At 56.8% G+C, this 18,690-nt stretch carries 20 protein-coding genes, 1 tRNA gene and 1 other annotated feature; of the genes, 3 read left to right on the top strand and 18 right to left on the bottom strand.

What is annotated here, in order from left to right:
• Positions 1 to 131 precede the first annotated feature (131 nt).
• The 6 genes from TCARDRAFT_RS01580 to TCARDRAFT_RS01600 form a co-directional block, all read right to left on the bottom strand.
• Positions 132 to 206: transfer RNA gene (locus tag TCARDRAFT_RS01580), tRNA-Val, on the bottom strand.
• Between the two features lie 154 nt (positions 207 to 360).
• Complete coding sequence (locus TCARDRAFT_RS01585; RefSeq protein ID WP_007288261.1) at positions 361 to 1,041, bottom strand: energy-coupling factor transporter transmembrane component T family protein; 681 nt, start codon at positions 1,039 to 1,041, stop codon at positions 361 to 363.
• Positions 1,016 to 1,858 (bottom strand): energy-coupling factor ABC transporter ATP-binding protein, encoded by an 843-nt coding sequence (locus TCARDRAFT_RS01590; RefSeq protein WP_007288262.1) that lies wholly within the window; start codon positions 1,856 to 1,858, stop codon positions 1,016 to 1,018. Before TCARDRAFT_RS01590 ends, TCARDRAFT_RS01585 begins: the two co-directional genes overlap by 26 nt.
• Entirely contained in the window at positions 1,851 to 2,117 is a 267-nt protein-coding gene (locus TCARDRAFT_RS15900) for an ATP-binding cassette domain-containing protein (RefSeq protein ID WP_232199067.1), read from the bottom strand. The genes TCARDRAFT_RS01590 and TCARDRAFT_RS15900 overlap by 8 nt, the downstream gene beginning before the upstream one ends.
• On the bottom strand, positions 2,114 to 2,722 hold the full coding sequence (locus TCARDRAFT_RS01595) for an energy-coupling factor ABC transporter ATP-binding protein (RefSeq protein WP_007288264.1): 609 nt from the start codon (positions 2,720 to 2,722) through the stop codon (positions 2,114 to 2,116). Before TCARDRAFT_RS01595 ends, TCARDRAFT_RS15900 begins: the two co-directional genes overlap by 4 nt.
• Positions 2,723 to 3,286: a tryptophan transporter gene (locus TCARDRAFT_RS01600; RefSeq protein WP_007288265.1), complete on the bottom strand. Its 564-nt coding sequence runs from the start codon at positions 3,284 to 3,286 to the stop codon at positions 2,723 to 2,725.
• Between the two features lie 145 nt (positions 3,287 to 3,431).
• Positions 3,432 to 3,686, bottom strand: a binding site (T-box leader).
• Between the two features lie 134 nt (positions 3,687 to 3,820).
• Here TCARDRAFT_RS01600 and TCARDRAFT_RS01605 point away from each other — a divergent pair.
• On the top strand, positions 3,821 to 4,270 hold the full coding sequence (locus TCARDRAFT_RS01605; RefSeq protein ID WP_007288266.1) for a hypothetical protein: 450 nt from the start codon (positions 3,821 to 3,823) through the stop codon (positions 4,268 to 4,270).
• A gap of 9 nt (positions 4,271 to 4,279) precedes the next feature.
• Here the strand turns inward: TCARDRAFT_RS01605 and TCARDRAFT_RS01610 are convergent, their stop codons facing one another.
• Positions 4,280 to 5,464 carry a pyridoxal-phosphate-dependent aminotransferase family protein gene (locus TCARDRAFT_RS01610; RefSeq protein WP_007288267.1) on the bottom strand — a complete coding sequence of 395 codons (1,185 nt, stop codon included), beginning with the start codon at positions 5,462 to 5,464 and terminating at the stop codon, positions 4,280 to 4,282.
• Between the two features lie 280 nt (positions 5,465 to 5,744).
• Between TCARDRAFT_RS01610 and TCARDRAFT_RS01615 the strand changes: the two genes are divergently transcribed.
• A complete protein-coding gene (locus tag TCARDRAFT_RS01615) occupies positions 5,745 to 6,899 on the top strand; it encodes a D-alanyl-D-alanine carboxypeptidase family protein (RefSeq protein WP_007288269.1) in 1,155 nt (384 codons plus the stop codon).
• Here the strand turns inward: TCARDRAFT_RS01615 and TCARDRAFT_RS01620 are convergent.
• The 9 genes from TCARDRAFT_RS01620 to TCARDRAFT_RS01660 form a co-directional block, all read right to left on the bottom strand.
• The gene (locus tag TCARDRAFT_RS01620; RefSeq protein ID WP_007288268.1) at positions 6,894 to 7,679 is read right to left on the bottom strand and encodes a CheR family methyltransferase; all 786 of its coding nucleotides are present in this window, start codon (positions 7,677 to 7,679) and stop codon (positions 6,894 to 6,896) included. The genes TCARDRAFT_RS01615 and TCARDRAFT_RS01620 overlap by 6 nt on opposite strands.
• Before the next feature lie 26 nt (positions 7,680 to 7,705).
• Positions 7,706 to 8,479: an OmpA/MotB family protein gene (locus TCARDRAFT_RS01625; protein WP_007288270.1), complete on the bottom strand. Its 774-nt coding sequence runs from the start codon at positions 8,477 to 8,479 to the stop codon at positions 7,706 to 7,708.
• A 540-nt stretch (positions 8,480 to 9,019) separates the two neighbouring features.
• On the bottom strand, positions 9,020 to 10,210 hold the full coding sequence (locus TCARDRAFT_RS01630; protein ID WP_007288271.1) for an amidohydrolase: 1,191 nt from the start codon (positions 10,208 to 10,210) through the stop codon (positions 9,020 to 9,022).
• 13 nt (positions 10,211 to 10,223) lie between these two features.
• Positions 10,224 to 10,403: an aspartyl-phosphate phosphatase Spo0E family protein gene (locus tag TCARDRAFT_RS01635; protein WP_040682940.1), complete on the bottom strand. Its 180-nt coding sequence runs from the start codon at positions 10,401 to 10,403 to the stop codon at positions 10,224 to 10,226.
• Positions 10,404 to 10,411: 8 nt separating this feature from the next.
• Positions 10,412 to 11,074, bottom strand: coding sequence for a hydrogenase nickel incorporation protein HypB (gene hypB, locus TCARDRAFT_RS01640; RefSeq protein WP_007288272.1), 663 nt, complete (start codon positions 11,072 to 11,074; stop codon positions 10,412 to 10,414).
• Complete coding sequence (hypA, locus tag TCARDRAFT_RS01645) at positions 11,075 to 11,416, bottom strand: hydrogenase maturation nickel metallochaperone HypA (RefSeq protein WP_007288273.1); 342 nt, start codon at positions 11,414 to 11,416, stop codon at positions 11,075 to 11,077.
• Positions 11,409 to 11,873: a hydrogenase maturation protease gene (locus TCARDRAFT_RS01650; RefSeq protein ID WP_007288274.1), complete on the bottom strand. Its 465-nt coding sequence runs from the start codon at positions 11,871 to 11,873 to the stop codon at positions 11,409 to 11,411. The genes hypA and TCARDRAFT_RS01650 overlap by 8 nt, the downstream gene beginning before the upstream one ends.
• Complete coding sequence (locus TCARDRAFT_RS01655; RefSeq protein ID WP_007288275.1) at positions 11,870 to 12,709, bottom strand: bifunctional methylenetetrahydrofolate dehydrogenase/methenyltetrahydrofolate cyclohydrolase; 840 nt, start codon at positions 12,707 to 12,709, stop codon at positions 11,870 to 11,872. Before TCARDRAFT_RS01655 ends, TCARDRAFT_RS01650 begins: the two co-directional genes overlap by 4 nt.
• Before the next feature lie 22 nt (positions 12,710 to 12,731).
• On the bottom strand, positions 12,732 to 14,402 hold the full coding sequence (locus TCARDRAFT_RS01660) for a formate--tetrahydrofolate ligase (RefSeq protein WP_007288276.1): 1,671 nt from the start codon (positions 14,400 to 14,402) through the stop codon (positions 12,732 to 12,734).
• 210 nt (positions 14,403 to 14,612) lie between these two features.
• On the opposite strand from TCARDRAFT_RS01660, the gene TCARDRAFT_RS01665 reads away from it, so the two are divergent.
• Complete coding sequence (locus TCARDRAFT_RS01665) at positions 14,613 to 14,873, top strand: alpha/beta-type small acid-soluble spore protein (protein WP_007288505.1); 261 nt, start codon at positions 14,613 to 14,615, stop codon at positions 14,871 to 14,873.
• A gap of 45 nt (positions 14,874 to 14,918) precedes the next feature.
• Here the strand turns inward: TCARDRAFT_RS01665 and polX are convergent, their stop codons facing one another.
• Complete coding sequence (gene polX, locus TCARDRAFT_RS01670; RefSeq protein WP_007288277.1) at positions 14,919 to 16,649, bottom strand: DNA polymerase/3'-5' exonuclease PolX; 1,731 nt, start codon at positions 16,647 to 16,649, stop codon at positions 14,919 to 14,921.
• Positions 16,650 to 16,661: 12 nt separating this feature from the next.
• Positions 16,662 to 18,647 (bottom strand): penicillin-binding protein, encoded by a 1,986-nt coding sequence (locus tag TCARDRAFT_RS01675; protein ID WP_007288278.1) that lies wholly within the window; start codon positions 18,645 to 18,647, stop codon positions 16,662 to 16,664.
• Between the last annotated feature and the right edge of the window lie 43 nt (positions 18,648 to 18,690).

The following is an 18,690-nucleotide window of genomic DNA, read 5'->3' on the forward strand; positions in this document are numbered from 1 at the left end:
CCCCTGACCCCCTCCCGTTGACCGGGAGGGGGAATAAAATGCGACAAAACGATTACAGTTATATGCTACAGTTATGCTACAGTAGGATACAAAAAGGCCTGCGGGGATAACCTCGCAGGCCTTGATTTTCCTGGTGGGGCATACTGGTTTCGAACCAGTGGCCTCTTGAATGTGAGTCAAGCGCTCTCCCACTGAGCTAATGCCCCATAACGGGAAATATTATACCACAATATTTACCGTTCTACCACAAACTAAGTTAAGCAAAATTGACGTTTTTTTGCCGTTAACAGCGTTCTGTCGCAATTATCTGGCTAAAAAGCCGGCTTACAAACGTTTAGCATTTAAGCCGGCTTTTGTTGTTCACAGTCCCAGTGCCCGCGCTGCCACAATACCTGCGGTCACCGCCAGCATACCGGCAATCACGCCATAGTCTTTTCCGGCAAGCGCAATGTTGGCGGAAAAAGTACGCGTGCGACCGCCGAAGCCACGCAGCGCCAGGCTCATAGCCATGGTCTCGGAACGGTGGATCGCCCGCAGCACGAGCGGCTGGACAACGGCAATATAGTTCAATAGCCGCCGCAGCGGGTTGCCCCGGGGCGAGTAGCCCCGACAGGCCTGCGCCTCCTGCACAGCCTTGCTCTCAGCGATAAAGTCGGGAATAAAGCGCAGCGCCGCCGTAAACATAAAGGCATATTCATAAGGAATACGGCACTGGCTGACCAGAGCGGCGGTAAGATCCTGGATACGGGTGGTTGTGAGGAGAATAACGAAAACCAGTGTCATAGCTACCATGCGCAAACCGGTAACGGCCGCCAGAGTAGCGCCGCTGCCAAGCAAGTACTGCAGGCCGGCCAGCAGCGCGCCAAACAGGCAAATGCTCCCTACGGCCTTAAGGGCGCTACTGCTGACGCGGGCCAGACCAATAACTGCCAATTGCGCTCCGGCAAGCAGTGCCAGGGCGACCGGCGACTGGAGCAGCATGGCCCAAACCGACACGGCGATTGTCAGAATTAGTTTAGTGAGCGGGGCCAGTTTTTGCATGTCCGTCACCTCGGGCATACTCAAGTAGATTGGTGCAAAGTTCATCGACGGTAACAACCGTTTTCCCGCCAAAAACTGCTATTTCCCGGGAAATAGCGGCAGCCGTCGGCTGACGCAAGCCCCATTTCCCGACAGGGTACCGGCCGGAAAAAAGCTCGGTTACGGCCCCATCGAATACTTTGCGGCCATCGGCAATTACTACCGTTCGTTCGACATAACGGGCTAAAATTTCCATGTCATGCGTAATCAGCAAAATGGCTAGCCCCTGTCGGCATAATTCCGTCAGCAGCTTAAGCAGCGCTTCGCGTTCCACCGCGTCCTGGCCGCTGGTCGGCTCATCGAGAATGAGCATGCGCGGCTTGAGGGCCAATGCCGAAGCAATGGCCACCCGCTGCTTTTGTCCTTTCGTCAGGATAGCCGGGTAAGCATTGGCCAAATCGCTAATGCCCGTCAGGGCGAGTGCCTCTGCCACACGCGCCTTAATTTCCGCCGGCGCCAGCCCCAGCTGCTCCGGCCCGAAGGCCACTTCCTGGGCGACCGTCTCCCGGAAAATTTGGCGGTCCGGATTTTGGAACACGTAACCGATATGACGGGCCATATCGGCCGGCGTCGCTTTGCGGGTATCCTGGCCATCAACCAGGATGGCGCCGCTATCCGGCGCAAGTAACGACATAATCAAGCGGGTAAGCGTTGTCTTGCCGCTACCGTTGCGGCCGGCAATGGCCACAAACTCGCCAGCGCCGACGATAAGCGACACATCATGGAGAACCGATCGCCCACGGCGGTAAGCAAAAGAAACATTTCGGACTTCAAGCACTTTTCGCCGCCCCCTGCCGGCAGGCGCTCAGCCATGCCTTAATTTCTTGCGCCGCCTCCGCCTCACTGCGCCAGTTGCCAAAAGACATGCCGGTTTCCGCTTCCAGCTTCAGCTTTAGTTGCCACAGTGGCGGCACCCCTTCCTGGTAGACCTGGCGCCGCCCCATATAGTAAAGCACATCGCTTGGCGGCCCGCTCGCGATTATCTTGCCGCCAGTCATAAGCACAAAATCACTGGCATATGGCAGCACCCGGCTCAAGTCATGTTCGACACAATAATCGTAATGCCCTGTTCGACATTAAGGCGGCCGAGAAGCCGGTATAGCTCCTCAGCCCCCTGCGGGTCGAGAGCCGACGCCGGTTCGTCAAGGACCAGAATGTCAGGCTCGGCGGCCAGTACACTGGCGATAACCAGCCGCTGTTTTTGGCCGCCCGACAGAGAAGCTACCTCTCGGTCTTCAAAGCCGCTTAAACCTACCAGCGCCAGGGCGTCAGCCACCCGGCGGGCCGTCTCCTTTTCATCAATTCCCCGGTTTTCCAAACTAAAGGCCACTTCTTCGAAGACAGTCATCGTTACCAGTTGGCTTTCATAGTCTTCCAGCACCGTTCCTACCTGCCGCGCCAGGTTATACATCGTACTGTCCGTCGTTTTGCCGCCGTTTACCCGTACCGTACCGGCCAGGGCGCCCCCAAAATAGTGGGGAACGGCGCCGCAGACGGCCAGACACAGTGTCGTTTTGCCGGCGCCGCTTGGGCCGGTAATAACGGTGAAGGCCCCGCGCGGCACGGTCAGGTCAATATGGTCGAGCACCTTGTCCGTACCCGGGTAGGCGTAGGAAAAGGCTTCGAAGACAACGGCAGACATTTATTGGCCTCCTTTGGCGGCAAACAGTTTTTGCGCCGGGAAATACAGCAGCTGAGTGATGATGGTGTTAACAGCGGCAACGGCCAGCACGACCGGCACCATGGCGTACAGGTACACCGTCATGGGTAGCGACAAAACGAGTTTCAAAATCGTAATAAAGGTAAACCCGCTGCCGAGCGTGCTGATGAGGGCGCATACGGCCGGCCGGAAATTAAAACGGCCTACAGTAAAATTCACTGCACTATTGACGATAGCGGCACAGATCAAGGCGCCGACCAGTTCACTCGCTAAGTTGCCGTAAGGAAACGCGGACTTGGAAGTAGGAATGTTGACTGCACCGGCGACCAGGCCGATGCCGGCGGCCTGCCCCAACGAAGGTCGCGTAAGATTTATGGCGATACAGTACATGGCGATGGTCCAGTTGGGCGTCACCCCGCCTACGTTAGGAGTAACCAGGTGAAGAATCGCACCGATCGCCAAAAGCAGGGCCGTTACCGCCACCCAGCGAAATTGCCCCCCTTGCGCCTTTTCGAACCGAACCATTTCCTGCTGTTTGTGTTCCATGCTTATTCCTCCTTTACATTTTCTTCGTTGCTCCTGCTCATCGCCACCCGGCCAAGCCTGGCCGTCATGCACGGCCGCCGGAGACGCTGGCAGCAGCGCCAAAGGCGGACAAGCAGAGCAGAAAATATAAACCCCTCATCCCGAAGTAAGGGACGAGGGGTTAACTCGCGGTGCCACCCTAATTGGCTGCCAAGCAGCCCAGCTCACTAGGTACGGGAAACAATATCCGATACCCGCTCCCTGATAACGGCGGGAGTCTCCGGCAGCGCCTACCCCGCTTGCGCGGCTCGGACTGCATCTCCCAGGCCCATTCCACATGCCGAGTAGTGCCAAACTCCCACTGCCATTGGCTCGCTGTAACCCTCTTTTCATGTGTACTCTTCCTGGTCATCGATCTTTATCAGCGTACCGTTTAAGCAGAGTATAACAACTCGGGCAGGCAGTTGTCAATCCCCTAACCGATAAAAAATTTTGCCGGATACTTCGCCCATTTTCCGGCGACAATAAAACAAAGCTTGACCAGGAGGGATTTTCGTGGACGGAATTGTCTGCGCCAACTGCCACACCTGGATGACGCTCGATACTCCTGCTTGTCCTAATTGCGGCGCGACCATCAACCTCGACGGCGAACACAAAAATGTCATTGACCGCATCCAGCCCAACTGTCTTATCCACCGCTATGAAGGTTCGGACATGCTTGAACCGGCGGTGCTGCTCAAAGAAGGAAAAAGTAATGTGAAAGTGGCTACCCGGCTGCTGGAATATGCTAAGCCGGTAACCGTACCTAAGCACAAAGTATATGCCTTTGACCAAAGCATCTATAACGCCATTCAAGCGCTGCGCAACGAACGGACAGCCACCATCCGGCGCTTCGATCAGCTAATCCAGTCTCACTGGCAGCACCTTAAGCCCTATCAGGCAGAGGCAAAAAGGCCAAGGGAAAGTAAAAGCGCCCCCGGTTATCCGGAAGGCACTTTGCCATAAAATTAATAGCTACTCGCCACAACAGCAGCACGCACAGCCCTGCGCGGCGCGGACGCTGTCCCACTCTTGCCAAGCCGCCCCGACCGCGGCGCCGGGCGTGACCTGGACGCCAAGGGCGGTCAACGCCCGCTCAATGGCGGTAAGAGTAATCGCGATTTCATCCATGCCGATAATCCCCATATGACCGACGCGGAAGGCTTTTCCTTTCAGAGGCCCAAGGGCGCCGGCAATAAACACGCCGTTCTCCTCCACTTTGGCGCGGAAGGCGGCATCGTCCACGTTAGGCGGGTACTTGACAACGCTGAGCGTCGGCGCAAGCGCTTCTTTCTCCGTCACCGTTTCCAGGCCAAGTGCGGCCAGGCCAGCGCGGAAACTGCGGCCGATGCGCTCATGCCGGGCATACCGGGCCTCGAGACCTTCGGCCAAAATAAGCTTGACCGCCTCATTGAGGGCCACGATATGGTTAACCGGCGGTGTGGAAATGTACAGCGATGGATTTTCCATTATCGGCATCCAGTTCTTCCAGTCGGTGTAATAGCCGGGCACGGTACCCAGTTCGTCGCGACGGGCGGCAGCTTTTTCGTTAAAGGCGATCATGGTTAAACCAGGTGGCGTACCGAAGGCTTTCTGGCAGGTGGTGACGATAACGTCAATACCGTAATCTTTCATCGGTTCGGGTACGCCCGCGCTGGCGCACACACCGTCAAGAATGTAGAGGACATCATATTTTTTCGCCAGTTCGCCTACTTCTTTGGCCTGCGCCAGCACGCCCGTGGAAGTATCCACATGGGTGAGGGTCATGGCAGCGTAGCGCTTGCTGGCCAGGGCCTTTTCAATTTCCGCAAGCGGCACGCGGCTGCCAGGCGGACAGCTCAGCACGTCGGCGTTAATGCCAAGCACTTTGGCAATGGCGGCAAACCGGTCACCAAAGGCGCCGTGGGACACGACCAAGAGGTCCTGGCCGGCCTTAACGGTGTTAATAAGCGTCATTTCCATTGCCAGGGTTCCTGAACCGCCAATGACAACCATGTGGTCAGCCTGGAAAATCGTCTTCAGGCCACTAAGGCACTCGCGGTATATTTCAACAAAACCGCTGTAGTTGTGTCCGTAAGTTTGCACGGCCATAGCCTGGCGGACCGGTTCGGCCACCGGCGTCGGACCAGGAATCATGACAAGGGGCGCTTTCTTGGTCATATGATCACTCCTTTATTTTATAAAGTTGGCTGATATTTACTTCTTTTAATTATTTAAATACGTTAATTGGGCAAAAATTCCTTTTATTGTATACAAAATTTTTATTTATTAGCCATTAATCCATCGCTATGGCGCCGCCGGGCGCCTCTTCCACAGTATCTCCATCTTGTAAATATTATACTTGCGCCCCGCCTGCTGCACCGCTAGGACTCATTTATTAAAGCAACGAATGATTGGGCGGTCCTGTCATATAATTAAATGATTGCAGGGGAGGGGTACTATGCGCTTAATTTTCAAAGTGCTTGCAGCCCTGACTGTCTTGGTCCTGCTGCTGGTGGCGGCAGCACAGGCGGCTGTCCCGAAACTTAACTGCCGGGCCGCCGTGCTCATGGACGCTAAGACCGGCCAGGTGCTGTATGATAAAGACATGCATAAACGCAGCGCGCCGGCCAGCACGACAAAAATCCTTACCGCCATCATCGCCATTGAGAGCGGCCGTCTGGATGAGGTGGTGCGCGTCAGCCCCCGCGCCGCCGGTACCGGCGGCTCGTCTATGAACCTTTACGCCGGCCAGACGCTGACCCTACGCGAACTGGTCACCGGCCTGATGCTGCGTTCCGGCAACGATGCCGCCGTAGCCATCGCCGAGCATTTGGCCGGCTCGGTGGAAGCCTTTGCCGCGGTAATGAATAAACGGGCCCAGGAAATCGGCGCCGTGAACAGTCATTTCGTCAACCCCCATGGCCTTACCGCGCCAGGGCATTTTTCCACCGCCTTTGACCTGGCCTGGTTGGCCCGCTACGCCCTCACCAATCCGGTTTTTGGCCAAATTGTCAGTACGAAAGAAACGACTATCGAATGGCTGGACCGCAGCGGCCGCGAACGGGACCGCAATTTGCGCAACACCAACAAGCTGCTCTGGATGCTGGAGGAGGCTGACGGCGTCAAAACCGGCACCACCAGCGAGGCCGGGCCTTGTCTGGTCGCCAGCGCTACCCGCGGCAATCAGCGGCTTATTGCCGTAGTTCTTCACGACCACGCCCGGTGGTACAACTCCATGATGCTCCTCAAGCACGGCTTTGACAATTATGATCTCTACGATTACGCCGACGAAGGGGCCGTGCTGGCCGCCATTCCAGTGGAAAACGGCCAGCACGGCATGGTGGACGCCGTCGTTGCCACCCCGGCCGCGCTGGTGGTTGAAGCCGCCGCCTACCCGCATGTGACCGTCAAAGTTGACCTGCCGGAAAAAATTAAAGCCCCGGTATATCAGGGGCAAAAAATCGGGGAAATTATCTTTTATGTTCATGACAAAGCGGTAAAAACGGTGGACGTTATCGCCGACAAAGATATTGCCGAGCGCACGCCGGCCACCGTCTTTTTTGACCAGCTGCTCCGCCTGTTTAGGCTGCTGGCCAATTGGGGCGTGCTATAGCGGTTTGCGGTAGAAAAACGGCAGGTAACTGGCGAAACCAATGTCACGGAAATTCAAAATTGCTTCGGTGCCGCCGACAAACAGTACGCCCCCCGGCTTAAGCGCGGCGAAGAAGCGGCGGTACAAGGCGTCCTTGGCTTCCTCGGTAAAGTAAATAACGACATTGCGGCAGACAATGAGGTCAAAACCGCTCTCAAAGCGGTCGAGCAGCAGATTATGGCGCTGAAACTCCACCCGGCTGCGGATGTTGTCACTGATCTCATAAAGACCGCCCGCTAGAGGCTTAAAGTATTTCTGCAGGCGGGCCGGCGAAACGTTCTTCAGCTCATTCGCCGCATACTGCCCTTTTTTGGCCTTGGCCAGCATCTCCACGTCCAGATCGGTGGCCAAAATGCGGTGCCGCGTGTTTGGCGTCAGGTCGGCAAGGATTATTGCCAGCGAATAAGGTTCCGCCCCGGTCGAACAGCCGGCGCTCCACACGGATAGCCGCGCCGATTTGGCCAGCAAATCAGGCAGCACCTTGGTCTCCAGTTCGACGAACTTTTCCGGCGTGCGAAAAAACTCAGTGACGTTAATGGTAAGAAAGTCGATAAATTCCTTATACAGCCCGGGATTGCGGTCAATAAGGGCATAAAAATCCAGATAGGTATTGACGCCGTGACGGGTCATGAAATTGGTGATCCGCCGCTGCATTTGCGTGGGCTTGTAATCGTTGAGATTGATGCCGGATTTGGCAAAAAACTTTTGCTTAAACTGCTCCCAGTCACGTTCACTCGGCACAGATTAAACCTCCTGAAAAACTGAACTTACTGCTGGCGCGGCGCCGGCAGCGGCGCGTCGACTTCACCGCCGGCCAAGCTACTACGGAGAATGACAATATCGACCCGGCGGTTTTTCGCCCGGTTGGCCTCGGATGTATTTGGATACAGCGGCCGGTACTCGCCGTAGCCAAGAGAAGACAGCCGCCGCGGCTCAAGGCCGTGCTTGTCGATAAAATAGCGGGTAACGGCAATCGACCGCGCCGCCGAAAGCTCCCAGTTGGAAGGAAATTGGGCGGTGTTAATCGGCAAGTTATCGGCGTGTCCTTCGACCCGGATATAGTTATCGGTCTGTTTGAGCGCATCCGCCACGGCATCGAGTAGCGGCAGAGCGTCCGGCCGCAGCTCGGCCCGACCCAAATCGAAGAGAATGCTGTCAAGGAAGCGGATGGTAAGACCCCGCTCACTGACGGTAAAACCCACCCCCTGGGGATCTTTGACCCGCTGCTGTATCTGGCTGATAATTTCCCGAAACGTCTCCAGATCTTTTTCCGTCCCCTCAGGATTGACAACCTGATTGAACGGCCGGTTGCCGGAATATTCGAAGATAAGGTTGGTGCCCGCGCCCTCGGTGCGCAGCGCCGCAGCCAGCGACGCCTTAAGCGCGTTGAATTTCTTCTGGTCGGCCGAACTCATTGCATACATAACGACAAAAAAGACCATCAGCAAAGTAATTAAGTCGGCGTAGGTCAACAGCCACCGCATCATGCCCGTGGCGTCATGGCCGCCGCCTCCGCTGCCTGCTCCCCGTTTTCTGGCCATAGCTATCGCCCTCTTTGGTAATGTAGGTGGAAATCGAAAAATGGGAAGTGGAAATCGAAAAGTAAAAAGTCGAAAGTAGAAAGTGGTAAGACCAGTAGAGAAAAAAATAAAAAATAAATTAACTGAGTAAACAGCAACTGTATAGCTGTTTATTCGCCTTTTATGGCCCGTTTCCTGCCAAAAGCGCTACCCGCGCCCAAGAGCGCGGGTAGTTTCTTCGCAAAGATACTCATGCCGATTTCGGCACCACAAGTGATGAAAATAAGCATTTAGTTTAGCCCGCCGCCACAACTGTCGCGCTTGAATTTATAAAATGGAACCACAGAGGACACGGAGGGGATATTTTTTAACTTTAGCGCGATGAATATCGCGCTCTCTGTGTTCTCCGCGGTTGAATAACGGTTTTCATGTTTTGTGGTGCCGCTTCATCGGCATGATTATCTCTGTGGTTAAACATTAGTTTTCATCGCTTGTGGTGCCAATTTATTGGCATGATTATCTTCGCGGTTTCGTCACTTTTCAAGGTAGCGCAGTAGTAGCCTACCTGGTGGCCGGCGCCCACGGCTCCCAGCTGACAATCTTTTGCTCCCTACTAACCTTGCCAACATAGCCGTCAACGATGACCCATTCCGGCATGGCCGTGAGCTCGAGCGGATGGCCACGCCACACCACCAGGTCCGCATCCTTGCCGGGAGCAATACTACCGACACGGTCAGCAATCCCGAGGATTTCGGCGGCATCCAGCGTAATGGCCCGCAAGGCTTGTTCCGCACCCAAGCCAAACCGCACGGCGAGGCCGGCATAAACCGTCAAAAAGGCACAGGGTACGACCGGGTGGTCGCTCATGAGCGCGAACGGAACGCCATGCGCCGCAAGCACCGCCGGCGCGGCAAAACTGCGTTCATTCAGCTCGTGCTTGCTACGGGTAATCAGGTGCGGTCCCAGTACCACCCGCGCCCGGCGCTCGGCCAGCACCTCGGGAATAAGGTGCGCCTCGGTAGCATGCTCGATGATTATGTCCACATCAAATTCCCGAGCGATGCGCAGCGCGGTGACAATGTCATCAGCACGATGGGCGTGGGCCCGGAGCGGCATCTCCCGGCGCAATACGCGCGCCACCGCTTCCATACCTAAATCAATTTGCCGCTCCTTGTTCTCGGCTTTGGCCATATACTCCCGGCCTTTGAGCAGCGTCTCCCGAATAAGAGCGGCCGTGGCCATACGCGTCACCGGCATCTTTTTGTGTTTGCCGTAAACGCGGCGAGGGTTTTCCCCAAAGGCAATTTTTAACCCGGCATAACGCCTGACGAGCATATCTTCCACGGTGAGTTGTCGGCGCGTTTTAATTATGGCCGCCTGACCGCCAATGGGGTTGGCGCTGCCGGGAGCAACCATAACGGTAGTGACGCCGCCAGCACAGGCGTCCGCCAGGCCCACATCGCCGGGATTGATAGCGTCAATGACTTGCATTCCCGGCGTAACCGGCTGGCTGGTTTCGTTAACATCTTCCCCCGCCCAAGCCTGCTGCTCGGCATAAATACCCAGATGCGTATGGGCGTCAATCAAGCCGGGCGTGATGTATTTGCCCCGGCCGTCGATTATTTTCGCCCCGGCGGGAATATCGCCCTCCCGCCCGATACCAATGATTTTGCCTTTGTCGACAAAAATAACGCCGCCGGTGTACGGCGGCTCGCAAATTGGCAAAATGGCGCCTCCAATAATGGCAAGCAAAATGTTTCCTCCTTTACTTTTGGCCGGCTGCTATCCATCTGATCCGCTGGTAATTGACTATCTGGCGGTCAAGCTCGGCGCTGAGCGTCATTACTTCAGGGTCCTTTAAATTGCCCTGCTTACTATCTACCAAAATAGCGAGCCGCTGACGAAGCTCCTCGATTTTCTCCGCCAACCGGTCAATTTCTGACATGGTTTTCTTTAACTCCTTCGCTTTTTACTTTCAACCTGGTGCCGCAGCCAGTCGAACCAGCGGTCCAGCCCTTCACCAGTCCGACAGGAGGCCTCAAGCAGAGTAATATGGGGATTGATACTAGTAATATCGTCCACCGCCGCCTGCAGGTTAAATTCAGTGTATGGCAAAAGGTCAATCTTGTTAAGAATAGCCACGCAGGATTGTTTGAAGATAAGCGGATATTTCAGCGGCTTGTCTTCGCCTTCGGTAATGCTGAGAACCGTTACTTTAACATCCTCGCCAATATTAAATTCGGCCGGACATACCAGATTGCCCACATTTTCAATGATAATGAGATCAAGGTCGTCAAGGGCCAGCTTATCCAGCACGTTTTTAACCATGCTAGCGTCCAGATGGCAACCGCCGCCGGTGTTAATCTGCACTACCGGAACACCATGGCGCGCAATGCGCTCGGCATCTTTGGAGGTAAAGAGGTCGCCTTCGATTACCGCCATCCTCAATTCGTCCTTAAGGGCGGCAATGGTGCGCTCCAGAAGGGAAGTCTTGCCTGAACCGGGCGAGCCGAGCAGGTTGAAGACGAAAATCCCCCGCTCGCTGAGCAGCTTATTCACTTCGGCCGCAATTTGCTCGTTTTTGTCCAAAATATTGGCCATTACTTTGATTTCCATCTAATCTACCTCCAAATGCTCCACTTGCAGTTCCCGCCCGGAAATTATCTCCACGTCGGCAGAGCCGCAGACCGGACAAAAAAACCGGTAGCGCGCCACGGCAAACTCGCACTGACAGTCCTGGCAGCGCCCTGCCAGCGGCACTACCTCGATGTCAAGCTCGGCCGGGGCGGCCGGTGTGTCGGCCGCCAGCGCCGCAAAACAAAAGCGCAGGGCATCAGGCTCTACTTCGGTCATTTCCCCTACCCGCAGCTTTATCCGCCGCACCACTGCCGCATCGTGCTCGGCGGCAGCGGCGAGGACAATATCCAAAATGCCTTGGGCGATCGCCATTTCATGCATTTAGTTCACTCCTGAGCTCATCCAAAATCAGGTGGGCTACCCGCTCTACCGCCTGCGCCACCGGCGGCGTGAGCTCCAGGCCAAGCTCGACGCTGGCCGGCTCGATGCCGTAAATAACGATCCGCGGCAGCGGCGCTACTTTTGCCGCCAGGTGCAGCGCTTCCAGCAAGGTAAAGTCATGGAGCGAGTAAACCCGGTCCGGTGCCGCCGCCCCGAGGTCAGCCGGAGTCAAGCGGTAAATGGCGCCAGGCGCGCCGCCGGCGGCCAGCGCGTCGACAATGATAACGGCTTGCGCCTGGCGAAGACCGGCCAACACCTCAAACGACGCCACCCCGCCGTCCAAAGCCCTCGCGCCAGGCGGCAGACCCAGGGCATTGAGCCGCTCCACCACCCTGATGCCCGCCCCGTCGTCACCCATCAGGAGATTGCCAAAACCAACAACGACCGTTTCGTTCATAAGTCACCAAAACTGCGCAGGGCGGCCTCTACGACCATTACCGTCGTTACCGCGCCGACGCCACCCGGTACGGGCGTAATCGCCCCCGCGATGGGGAAGACGGCATCATAGTCAACATCACCGACAACGGCGCCGTTTACTTCATTGATACCAACGTCGATGACGACGGCCCCGGGCCGCACCATGTCCGGCCCGATGAGCGCCGGCCGGCCTACGGCGGCGACAATCACATCGGCCTGCCGGGTCAGAGCCGCCAAATCACGGGTCTTCGAATGACACACCGTGACGGTGGCGTTTTGGCCAAGCAGGAGGTGAGCAAGCGGTTTGCCCACCACATTGCTGCGGCCGATTACTACGGCATGCTTACCGCTGACATCAATTTGATAGTAGTCGAGAATAGCCATCACCGCCCGGGGCGTACATGGCGCCCAGCGGCTCTTGCCGGTCGCCACCAAACCGGCGTTTAAGGGATGAAGCGCATCCACATCCTTATCTGGTGCCAGTGCGGCCGCGACTCGGTCGGTGGCCAGATGCGGCGGCAGCGGCATCATTGGCAAGATGCCGTGGATGTGGTCGTCTTCATTAAGCTCGCACACCAGGGCGAGCACCTCTTCCTCGGTTGCGTCCGCCGGCAGGTGGCGCACTACGGCCTGCACGCCTAAGCCAGTGGCCAGTTTAACCAGCCGGTCGGCATAGATGCGGGATGCGGCGTCATTGCCTACCAGCAGGATGGCGAGGCCGCACGTTATGTTCTGCGCCGCCAGGGCGTCGACTTTGGCTTTTATTTTGGCTTTATATGCGGCGGCAACGGCTTTGCCGTCAAGAATCAGGGCCAATTTTCGAATACCTCCTAGTTTCTTAGAACAAACCGGTGATACGGCCGCTCCGGTCGATATCAATCTTCTCGGCGGCCGGTACTTTCGGAAGTCCAGGCATGGTCATAATTTCGCCGGTGAGCATGACGACGAAACCCGCGCCGGCTGACACCCGCGCCTGCCGCACGGTGATGGTGAAGCCTTCCGGACGGCCAAGCAGGGTTGGGTCGTCAGACAATGAGTACTGCGTCTTGGCCATGCAGACCGGCAGGCGGCCGTACCCCATGGCTTCCAACTCCGCAATGGTGTTGGCCGCTTCCTTGGTGAAGGCAACATCGTCCGCGCCGTAGATTTCCCGCGCAATGACGCGCACCTTGTCGGCAAGCGGCAGCTCGAGCGGGTAGAGCGGCGCAAAGTGGCTTTCGCCGCTATTAGCCGCCGCCAACACCTTCTCCGCCAGCTCGATCCCGCCCTGGCCGCCTTCGGCCCACACATTGGACAGGGCGACCGGCACACCGATGCGGTCGCAAAGTTCGACCACGGCCGCTAGTTCGTCCGGTGTATCAGTGGGGAAGATATTAACGGCAACTACGGCCGGGACGCCGAATTTACGCACATTCTCGATGTGTTTCTCGAGATTAGCCGCTCCGCGCCGCACCGCGTCGGCGTTCGGCGCGGTCAACGCCGCCCGCGCGACGCCCCCATGCATCTTGAGCGCCCTAACCGTAGCGACCACCACCGCCGCTTCAGGTTTTAGACCGGCATAACGGCACTTAATGTCGAAGAACTTCTCGGCCCCCAGGTCAGCACCGAAGCCCGCCTCGGTAACAACATAATCAGCCGTCTTCAGCGCCAGGCGGGTGGCCATGACGCTGTTGCAGCCATGGGCAATATTGGCAAAAGGTCCGCCGTGAATAAAGGCCGGCACATGCTCCAGCGTCTGCACCAGGTTAGGCTTAATGGCGTCTTTTAAGAGGGCGGCCATCGCCCCCTGCACCTTGAGCATACCCGCAGTAATAGGCTTATTGTCATAACTGTAACCGACGATGATGCGCGCCAAACGCTCTTTAAGATCATCCAAATCGGTGGCCAGGCACAGAATGGCCATAACTTCCGAGGCAACGGTAATGTCGTAGCCGTCTTCCCGGGGCACGCCGTGGGCTTTGCCGCCCAGACCAACGACGATGTTCCTCAGCGCCCGGTCGTTCATGTCGACCACCCGCCGCCAAGTGATGCGCCGCGGATCAATGCCGAGCGTATTGCCCTGGTGAATATGGTTGTCAATAATCGCTGCCAGCAAATTGTGAGCGCTGCCGACGGCATGCAGATCGCCGGTAAAATGCAGATTAATATCCTCCATGGGCACGACCTGAGAATAACCGCCGCCGGCGGCGCCTCCCTTAACGCCCATGCAAGGGCCGAGCGACGGTTCCCGCAGCGCCACCGCCACTTTATGGCCCAGTTTGGCAATAGCTTGCGCCAGACCAACGGTCGTAGTCGACTTGCCTTCGCCGGCCGGCGTAGGCGTAATCGCCGTTACCAGAATAAGTTTACCGTCCGGCCTCCCGGCTACCTTGTCATAGAAGTCGAGCGCAATTTTCGCCTTATACCGACCGTAATGTTCCACATAATCGGCGTCAATACCCAGCGCACCCGCAATCTGGTCGATGGGACGCATTTTCGCGGCTTGGGCGATTTCAATGTCGCTCAGCACAGTCATAACACCTCGCTGTTTTAGCTGTTTTAGCTGTTTTAAGGATAAAATTGCCTAGAGCATACACTTTTCGCTTTGCCGTCCAGAAAATCCTGCTAAATGACAAATAAGCATTTCCGATCCTGCCACTATTTAACATAACAATAATGGCATAAAAGAGGCATACGAAACCGATAATATTAGTACCAAGCAATAAGGAGGTGTTGAAAAGTGGCAAGAAGCAAAAAGCCTGTTAACCCGGCAGCTGAAAACGCGCTCGACCGCATGAAATTCGAAGTAGCTTCCGAGCTTGGCATTGCGGAAAGAGTGCGCCAAAGTGGCTGGAGTACCATGACGTCTGCCGACTGCGGTCGCGTTGGCGGTCACATGGTTCGCCGGATGATCGAGCAGTATGAAAGCAGTCTTGCCGGTACCAGCGCCACTACTGCCTCAACTGGAACCATGACTGCCAAAAGCGACATCAATTCCTAGTTTCCTAGGTATCATGAAGGACGGCGCAGCAGCCGTCCTTTTCTGCTATTGTCGGCGGCCGGCCCGCTTGCGGCTAAGCAGCGAGAGCAGGTCGGGGAGCGAACGGCTGGTCAGGATGTCGGCGGCCGTAAGACCGGCCTTACGCGCCATCGCCAGCCCGTAGTCCAGATAATCCAGTTCATCCAAGGCGTGGGCATCAGGATTGACTGATAAAAGGACGCCCTTTTCTTTCGCGCGCCGGCACCACCGCCAGTCAAGGTCGAGGCGGTAGGGACTGGCATTAATTTCGATAACCGTGCCGGTACCGGCCGCGGCGCTTATGACTTCTTCCATATCAAGGGCATACCCATCGCGGGCAAGCAAAATACGGCCGGTGGGATGTCCCAGCATGGTCACATAAGGGTTTTCCATAGCCCGTACAATCCGGCGCGTCATTTCCGCTTCACTCAGGCGGAAGGCCGAATGAACCGAAGCAATGACAAAATCAAACTCGGCCAGCACCTCGTCCGGATAGTCGAGCGAACCGTCAGGCAGAATATCGCTCTCAATTCCGGCGAGAATGGTAAAATCGCTGCTCGCGACATTGAGCCGCTCAATTTCCCGCCGCTGCTCGCGCACCGTTTCCACCCGCAGGCCATGGGCATAGACGGCCGATTGGCTGTGGTCAGTAATGCCGATATACTGCCAACCCCGCGCCTGGGCGCCTCGCGCCATTTCGGCAATGGTCGCCGTACCGTCGGAATAAACGGTATGGACATGAAAGACGCCGCGAATATCCTGGGCGGTTACCAATGCCGGCAGGGAGCGCGCTGCCAACCGGACTTCGTCCAGACCCTCACGCAGTTCGGGCGGAATATAGGCTAGTCCGAGCCGTTGATAAAGATCTTCTTCACTGGCCACACCCTGCCGCCGGCCAGTGGCGTCAATTAAACCCTCGGCATCAAGGCGCCACCCTTGTTCGCCGGCCACTGCGCCCAGCAAGTCGAGGTGGTCTTTACTGCCGGTATAGCGATGCAGAGCCGCGGCAAACGCGGTAGGTTTCACGACGTGCACCGCCAGCTCCATGCCGGTCGTCAGTCGCACCCTGATATCGTTTCCTTCCCGGCTTAATACCTGCTGCACCCCCGGCATGGCGATAGCGATGTCAGCTACCGCTTCGGCATCAGCGGCGACAACAATATCAATATTTTTCACCGTTTCCGCCCGGCGGCGGATGCTACCCGCCACTTCCGCCTGCAGGACGGCTTCATGCTGGCGCAGGTATTCGGCGATTTTTTCCGCCACTGGCCAGGCATCGCCGAGTAAAAACCGGCCCTGATACTTCTTAAGAAAGTCGATCCCTGCGAGTATCTTATCCTGCGACTTATCCCCAAAGCCGCTCAGGGTTTTCAGGCGGTTTTCCCGGCAGGCGTATTCCAGTTCGCCAACCGAATTAATGCCCAGTTGCTCGTGAAGAAGCAACGCCTTTTTCGGTCCGAGGCCGGGGATCTTCACTAGTTCAAAGAGAACAGGCGGCACTTGTTCCCGCAGTTCTTCATAATAGGTTACCCGACCGGTTTCGATATATTCTTTGATATGCTGGGTCATGGTTTTGCCAATGCCTTTGATGCCCTGCAGCCGCCCTTGGGCCACCAGCTCGGCTAAGTCGGCGTCCAGTTGGCCGAGGGCACGGGCCGCGTTCTCATAGGCCCGGATTTTAAAGCTATTTTCCCCTCTGAGTTCCAATAGCACTGCTATTTCGGCGAGCATTTTGGCTAAAGTGCGGGCATCAGCCATCCCAACCACCTCTTATCGCGGTTCAAAATAAACGGTAATCTCCGTACCGGGGTCAACAACAGTATTGGCCGGCGTACCCTGCCCGACGGCCACGCCTGTGCCGACCGGCGTCAAGGCCAGACCGATCTGGCTAAGTTCGCGGGCCACTTCCCGCATCGACTTACCTCGCAGGTCAGGCACTACCACCTTGCCCGGCGGCGCCGGGCGCTTTTCGCCTTTGTCCGCCCCCCCGCCCGGGACAATTGCCGGATTGGCTGGCTTAGGCTGCGGCATAGCAAGGTCGTTTGTGGGACGAATATTTAGGTGACGCATAACCTGGGTCATGATCTCACTAAAGACTGGTGCGGCAATCTCCCCGCCATAGTATGCGCCTTGAGGGTCGTCAATAACAACCAACGCGACAACTTGCGGATCCTCGACCGGACCAAAGCCGGCAAACGAGGCGATGTAGTGACCGGCCTCATAGCCGCCGCCTCCTTCTTTCAGGCGTTCGGCCGTTCCCGTTTTGCCGGCAAAACGGTAGCCGGGAACGGTTGCTTTTTTCCCGCCGCCCTCAGCGACTACTTTTTCCAGCATGGCGGTAAGCGTCCGGGCCGTGTCCGGACCTATTACCTGCCGCACCGGCATGGTGGGGCTAGCACTGACCACCATGCCGCTTTCATCGCGAATTTCCTTGACAATGTGCGGTTTTAACAGTACGCCATCGTTGGCAATCGCCGCCATGGCGGTAAGTAATTGCAGTGGCGTAACGGCGATGCTCTGGCCGATGGCCATGGTGGCCAGATCGGTTTCGCGCATTTCCCGCGGGTTAAAGAGAATGCCTTCTTCCTCACCCGGCAGTTCAATCCCGGTCGCCTGGCCAAACCCGAAGTGGCGGGCATACTCAGTAAGCCGCACGGCGCCCAGGCGCATGCCAACCTGGACAAAGCCGGTATTGATTGAATTTTTGATGATGTCGGTAAACGTGACCGAGCCATAGCTGTCGCCGCTCCAGTTTTTGATGCGGCGGCCGGCCACCTCAATATAACCTTGATCCACAAAGCGTTCGTCCGGACGCACCAATCCCTCCTGCAGGGCGGCGGCGGCCACAACCGCCTTAAAAGTGGAACCGGGCTCATAAACGATGGATATGGCGCGGTTCTTGCGCTCATTCGCGCTATATCGCCAAAACTGGTTGGGGTTATAGGTCGGTCGGCTGGCCATGGCTAAAATCTCGCCGGTGCGGGGATTCATCACAATTACCGTGGCCCCTTTGGCTTTGGTCTTCGCCATGGCCTTGTCGAGGCTCTGCTCGACAATAAACTGAATGGTGCTGTCAATGGTAAGATAGACACTCTTGCCCGGCTGACGGGGCTTGAGCGCAAAGATGGACTTAAAAATCGGCGTGCCATAGCTGTCTGTTTCGATGATTTGCCGCTGGCTCTCGCCTCTGATGAGCTTGTCCAGCGCATGCTCAATCCCCTCGAGGCCGCGGTCGTCGGTACCGACAAACCCCAAGACATGGGCGGCTAAGCTGTCATTGGGGTAATAGCGCCTATTTTCCTCCACAAAATCGAACCCCTTGAGGCCATGCTCCTTGATCAGGGCCGCCACGGCGTTAGCCGCTTCCGGCTCCAGCGTCCGCTTAAGCCAAATGAAGCTACCGTTCACCGTCAGACGCTCCTTGATTTCCGCAGCCGGCAGGCCAAGATGCGGCGCCAATAGCGCGGCCACGGCCTCAGCGTCCTGCCCGGCCTGTTTAAACTGGTCAGGATTAACATACAGCGACTTCGCCATGCTGCTGATCGCAAGCGGCCGGCCGCTGCGGTCGAAAATCGCGCCCCGCGGCGATTGCAGCACTAGGCTGTCCTGCAGCTGATAGCGCACTTTTTCCGCCAGCTGGTCGCCCTGCACAAACTGGATCCAGGCGATGCGCCCGCCGAGCGCCACCAAGGCGACAATGACGCCAAAAATAAACCAAAAGATGCGTTTGCGTGGCGTGTCCGCCAGTTTTGCCATAATTCTCCGTCCTTTACCAAGCAACAACTTATTCCGGTATATT

Origin of the sequence: Thermosinus carboxydivorans Nor1, from assembly GCF_000169155.1 — a bacterium.
Taxonomy (GTDB): Bacteria; Bacillota; Negativicutes; order Sporomusales; family Thermosinaceae; genus Thermosinus; species Thermosinus carboxydivorans.